The organism is Oerskovia sp. NPDC060287 (genome assembly GCF_042726775.1).
Taxonomy (GTDB): Bacteria; Actinomycetota; Actinomycetes; order Actinomycetales; family Cellulomonadaceae; genus Oerskovia; species Oerskovia merdavium.
The window spans coordinates 1-4,958 of sequence record NZ_JBHXBO010000276.1; the positions used below are offsets into that span (position 1 = coordinate 1).

The 4,958-nt window shown below is 73.3% G+C and carries 5 protein-coding genes; 2 read left to right on the forward strand and 3 right to left on the reverse strand.

The features are described 5' to 3' along the window. Positions 1-34 precede the first annotated feature (34 nt). Positions 35-553: a GNAT family N-acetyltransferase gene (locus ACFWFR_RS17325; protein ID WP_191801251.1), complete on the reverse strand. Its 519-nt coding sequence runs from the start codon at positions 551-553 to the stop codon at positions 35-37. 95 nt (positions 554-648) lie between these two features. Between ACFWFR_RS17325 and purU the strand changes: the two genes are divergently transcribed. Further along, positions 649-1,530 carry a formyltetrahydrofolate deformylase gene (purU, locus tag ACFWFR_RS17330; RefSeq protein ID WP_377623852.1) on the forward strand — a complete coding sequence of 294 codons (882 nt, stop codon included), beginning with the start codon at positions 649-651 and terminating at the stop codon, positions 1,528-1,530. Positions 1,531-1,622: 92 nt separating this feature from the next. On the opposite strand, the gene ACFWFR_RS17335 is transcribed toward purU, so the two are convergent. Continuing rightward, the gene (locus tag ACFWFR_RS17335) at positions 1,623-2,090 is read right to left on the reverse strand and encodes a GNAT family N-acetyltransferase (protein WP_318244368.1); all 468 of its coding nucleotides are present in this window, start codon (positions 2,088-2,090) and stop codon (positions 1,623-1,625) included. Positions 2,091-2,301: 211 nt separating this feature from the next. Continuing rightward, positions 2,302-3,843, reverse strand: a complete 1,542-nt coding sequence (locus ACFWFR_RS17340; protein ID WP_377623853.1) for a PLP-dependent aminotransferase family protein — start codon at positions 3,841-3,843, stop codon at positions 2,302-2,304. 80 nt (positions 3,844-3,923) lie between these two features. Between ACFWFR_RS17340 and ACFWFR_RS17345 the strand changes: the two genes are divergently transcribed. Continuing rightward, on the forward strand, positions 3,924-4,907 hold the full coding sequence (locus tag ACFWFR_RS17345; RefSeq protein WP_377623855.1) for an aldo/keto reductase: 984 nt from the start codon (positions 3,924-3,926) through the stop codon (positions 4,905-4,907). The last annotated feature ends 51 nt before the right edge of the window (positions 4,908-4,958 follow it).

Below are 4,958 nucleotides of genomic sequence, written 5' to 3' on the forward strand. Positions count from 1 at the left end.
GTCCAGGGGACGCGCCTCGCCGGTGCGTGAGGGCTCAGTCCTGCCCGACGGCGTCGCTCGCGTTGCGCGCCTCGGCCTCGCCCAGGATGCGGCGCAGGTACGTGTACGTGAGGTCGCCCGCGGCCTTGTCGTACTGCTCCTCGTAGCCGTGACGCGTGTAGAGCTCGAGGTTCTGCTTGGAGTCCTTGCCCGTGAAGACCCAGATCTCCGTGGTCTCCTCGGGCAGGTGCGGCAGCACCGCGAAGAGCATCTGCGTGCCGATCCCGCGACCCTGCAGGTCCGGGGCGACGGCGAGCCGGCCGAGCGTGGCCTTGCCGCCCTCGATCTCGACGCGCACCGAACCGACCAGGCGCGGCCCCTGCCACGCACCGAGCGTGATGACGCCCGGCGTCGCCAGGTCCGCCTTGAGCTCCGCGAGCGTCTGGGTCAGCGGCGGGATGTTGGGGTCCCCGTAGAGCTGCGCCTCGGTGACGAACGCTGCCCGGCGGAGCGTGAGGAGCTCCCCCGCGTGCTCGTCCGTGACGAGGTCCATGGTCATCGGCGTGTCGGTCATGGTCCCATCGTGTCAGATCCGGGCACCCTCGACGTCCGCGTCCGCGGGTGGAATGCCGACCGTCTCACCCCCTCGATCGCGGCTACCCTGGGACCGTGTCCAGCACTCCTTCGTCGAACGCTCCCGCGCCCACGCCCACCCACTGGGTCCTCACGCTGTCCTGCCCGGACGGTCCGGGGATCGTGCACGCCGTCGCGGGGACGCTCGCCGAGCACGGTGGCAACATCACCGAGTCGCAGCAGTTCGGCGACCCGCTGTCGGGGCTGTTCTTCATGCGGGTCCAGGTCGAGTCGACCGCGTCGCGCGACGAGCTCGAGGCCGCCCTGGCACCCGTGATCGAGTCGTTCGACATGACGTGGAACCTGGACGTCGTCGGGCGCCGCGTGCGCACGCTCGTCATGGTGTCCAAGGCCGCGCACTGCCTCGTCGACCTGCTCTACCGCGAGCGCTCGCAGGGCATGCCGATCGAGGTCGTGGGCGTCGTGGGCAACCACCGCGACCTCGAGGACATCGCCGCGTTCTACGGCAAGCCGTTCCACCACGTGCCCGTCACGCGCGACACCAAGGCAGGGGCCGAGGACCGGCTGCGCGAGCTCGTGGCCGAGCTCGACGTCGAGCTCGTCGTCCTCGCGCGGTACATGCAGATCCTGTCTGACGACCTGTGCCGCGACCTGTCGGGCCAGGTCATCAACATCCACCACTCGTTCCTGCCGAGCTTCAAGGGCGCCCGCCCCTACGCCCAGGCCCACGACCGCGGCGTCAAGCTCATCGGCGCCACGTCGCACTACGTGACGGGCGACCTCGACGAGGGGCCGATCATCGAGCAGGACGTCGAGCGCGTCGACCACTCGCGCGCCGTCGAGGACCTCGTGGCGCTGGGCGAGGACGTCGAGCGTCGCACGCTCGCACGGGCCGTGCGCTGGCACGCCGAGCACCGCGTGCTGCTCGACGGGCACCGCACGATCGTCTTCCGCTGACGGACCGGTTCGCGGGTCTCCCGTGACCATCCCGCCTCGGGCCACGCTCCAGGTCGTCACGACCCGGTGGACCAAGCGCTCGCGCGGCGGCGTCAGAGCGGCAGCTTGAACCCCTCGTGCGACTGCGCGTAGCCGAGCGAACGGTAGAACCGGTGCGCGTCCCCGCGAGCCTTGTCCGACGTGAGCTGCGCGAGCGACGCACCACGCTCGCGCCCGCGCTCGTGCGCCCACGCCATCATCGCGCGCCCGATCCCCTGTCCGCGCAGCCGCGAGTCGACACGCACGGCCTCGACGAGCAACCGGGTCGCCCCGCGCCGCGAGATGCCCGGGACGAACGTCAGCTGCATGACCCCGACGACCTCGCCGCCCACGTCCGCGACCACGAGCTCGTTGTTCGGGTCCGCGTCGATCGCGGCGAACGCGACGTGGTGCTCGTCCCCCAGCTCGCCCGTGCGCCGGGCGGCGATCGCGTCGTCGGCGATGAGCTCGACGACGCGGGCGAGGTCGTCGAGGCGTGCGGTCCGGAAGGTCACGGGGCTCGGGGTGGGCGCGGTCGTCACGGCTGGGCACGCTACCAGCACCGGAAGGTGAGGGGCCCATCGCGCCTGCAGCGCGAGGGCCCCTCTCGGACCCGGCCCGGCTCGAACGGGCAGCCACCCTCACCAGCTGCAGGCAGGACGCGCCTTACCGGGTAGGCGCGCCTTGGGCGGGTTCAGAGATGAACGTACATCGAGCGATGGAGCAGGTCATCGTCTTTTCGGGGGACGCACCCTAGGGCCTCGCGGCCCGCACCGCGGCCGCGAGCCGGGCCACCGCCTCCTCGACGCGCGCGTCGGCGAGGTTGCCGTACCCGACGACGATCCGGTCGTGCTCGCCCTCGCGCGCGGGTGCGGCCGTCGCCCGGTACCGCTCGATCGCCGCGACGTTCACCTCGCGCAGCACCGCCTCACGCACCACGTCCGCTGCCACGACGCCGGGCGGGAGCGTGACCACGGCGTGCATGCCCGCGGCGATCCCCGTGACGCCCGCGCCCGGCAGCGCGGCCCCGAGCGCGGCCACGAGCGCCTCGCGGCGGCGACGGAACCGGCCGCGCGACGCGCGCAGGTGCCGCTCGTACGCGCCCGAGACCAGGAACCTGGTCAGCGCGAGCTGGTCGATCGTGGACGGTCCGGCACCGCCCCGGTCGACGACCCTGCCGAGCAACCCGGGCGGCAGGACAGCCCACCCCAGCCCGAACCCGGGGGACATCGTCTTGCTGAGCGAGCCCAGCAGCACGACGCGGTCGGGCGCGAGCCCCTGCATCGCGGCCACGGGGCGGCGGTCGTAGCGGAACTCGGCGTCGTAGTCGTCCTCGACGACCACGCCGTCGACGTCGCGCGCCCAGCGCACGAGGGCCTCACGGCGCCCCGGCGACAGGGCAGCACCCGTGGGGAACTGGTGGGCGGGAGTCACGAGCACGGCCCGCGCCCCGGTCCGGCGCGACGCCGCGAGGAGCGCGTCGACGTCGACCCCGTCCTCGTCGACCGGGACGGGCACGGGTGTGAGCCCTGCGGCCGCCGCAGTCTCGCGCAGGCGCGGCCAGCTCGGGTCCTCGACGAGGAGTGCCCGGTGCCCGGCCCGGTGCAGCGCGCCGGCGATCCGCCGCATCGCGTCGTCCGCGCCGTGGGTCACGACGACGTCGCCCGCCCCTGCCCGCACGTGCCGGGCGCGCGCGAGGTAGGTCGCGAGCGCCGCCCGGGTCGCGGGGTGACCGGTGGGATCGGGCGCGGCGAGGTCGGCGTCGGGTGCCACGGCAAGGGCTTCGCGCAGCGCGCGGACCCAGGCGGCGCGCGGGACGTGCCGCAGGTCGGGCACCCCGGGCCCCAGGTCGAAGCGTGCTCGCGGGGCACGGGTCCCCGAGCCGGCACGGCCCGACGACGTCGCTCGCGTCCCGACGTCGTCGTGTGCGGCTCGGGAGGACGGCGGGCCGGTCCCGGCCGCGAGCGGCACCCTCGTCCCCGAACCGGTCCGGGACTCGAGGAAGCCCTCGGCGACGAGCTGACCGTAGGCCTCGGTCACGACCCAGCGCGAGACACCGAGCGTCTCCGCCAGGACCCGGCTAGGTGGCAGGGCTGCACCGGGCGTGACCCTCCCAGAAAGGACGGCGACCCGCACCGCGGCACCGAGCCGGGCGTGGAGCGGCTCCGGCCCCTCACCCAGGTCGAGGACTGTCTCCCAGGCGAGCGCCGCCGTCGGGCCTGGGCTGGACGAACCGGACGCACGGGAGACGCCCGCCGGGAACCGTCGGCGCGAATTGGTCTGGTCCGATGCCATGTCAATGGACCGTACACCCAGGCCGCTCGCATCCTAGCGTGGATGACGTCAACCCACCGCCCCCTTCACCGGAGACCACCATGCGCTACCGCACCCTCGGCGACGCCCGCACGTCCTTCGACGTCAGCACACTCTGCCTCGGCACCATGAACATGGGCACCCTGACGGACGAGGAGACCTCGTTCGCGATCCTCGACCGCTACCTCGAGGCCGGAGGGACCTTCCTCGACACGGCCAACAACTACAGCTTCTGGGCAGGAGGGAACGGGCGCGACAGCGAGGACCTGATCGCTCGCTGGCTCGTGAGCAGAGGGGTGCGCGACCAGGTCCGCATCGCGACCAAGCTCGGCGCGGCCAAGAAGGACCCCGCCCTGCCGTTGTCCAACACTCCCCCGACCAACTTCCAGGGCCTGGCGGCCGAGACCGTCGCGCGGGAGGCGTACGAGAGCCTGCGGCACCTCGGGGTCGACCGGCTCGACGTCCTCTACGGGCACGTCGACGACCTCGACACGCCGCTGGCGGAGACCGTCGGAGCCTTCGGCAAGCTCCAGGCCGAGGGGGTCGTGGGGATCTCGGGCATCTCGAACGTCGCGCTGTGGCGCGTGGTCGAGGCGCGTGAGGAGGCGCTGCGACAGGGCGTCGCACCCTACGGGGTGGTCCAGGAGCAGCTCAGCTACCTCTACCCGACGCCCGACCCCGACCGGCACAACTGGGCCTCGCCCGAGCTACTCGACTACGCACGCTCGACCGGGAGCGACGAGCGCCCGCCGCTCGCGGTCACGGCCTACTCCCCGCTCCTGCAGGGGGCCATGGTGCGCGACGACAAGGAGCTGTGGGAGGGGTACGGGCACCCGACCTCGCTCGAGCGTCGGCGGGTGCTGCACGAGGTCGCGCGGCAGGTCGGCGCGACGCCGAACCAGGTCGCGCTCGCGTGGCTGCTCGGCGGTCCGGTGCCCGTGGTCCCCGTGATCGGGCCCAGCACCGTCGCACAGCTCGACGAGCTGCTCGGCGCGGCGGACCTGGACCTCGACCCGGAGGTGCGGGACCGGCTCGACGCGGTCTGACCCCGGCGACGCACCGAGTGCGGAGCCCTTGCGAGAGAGTCTCGCAAGGGC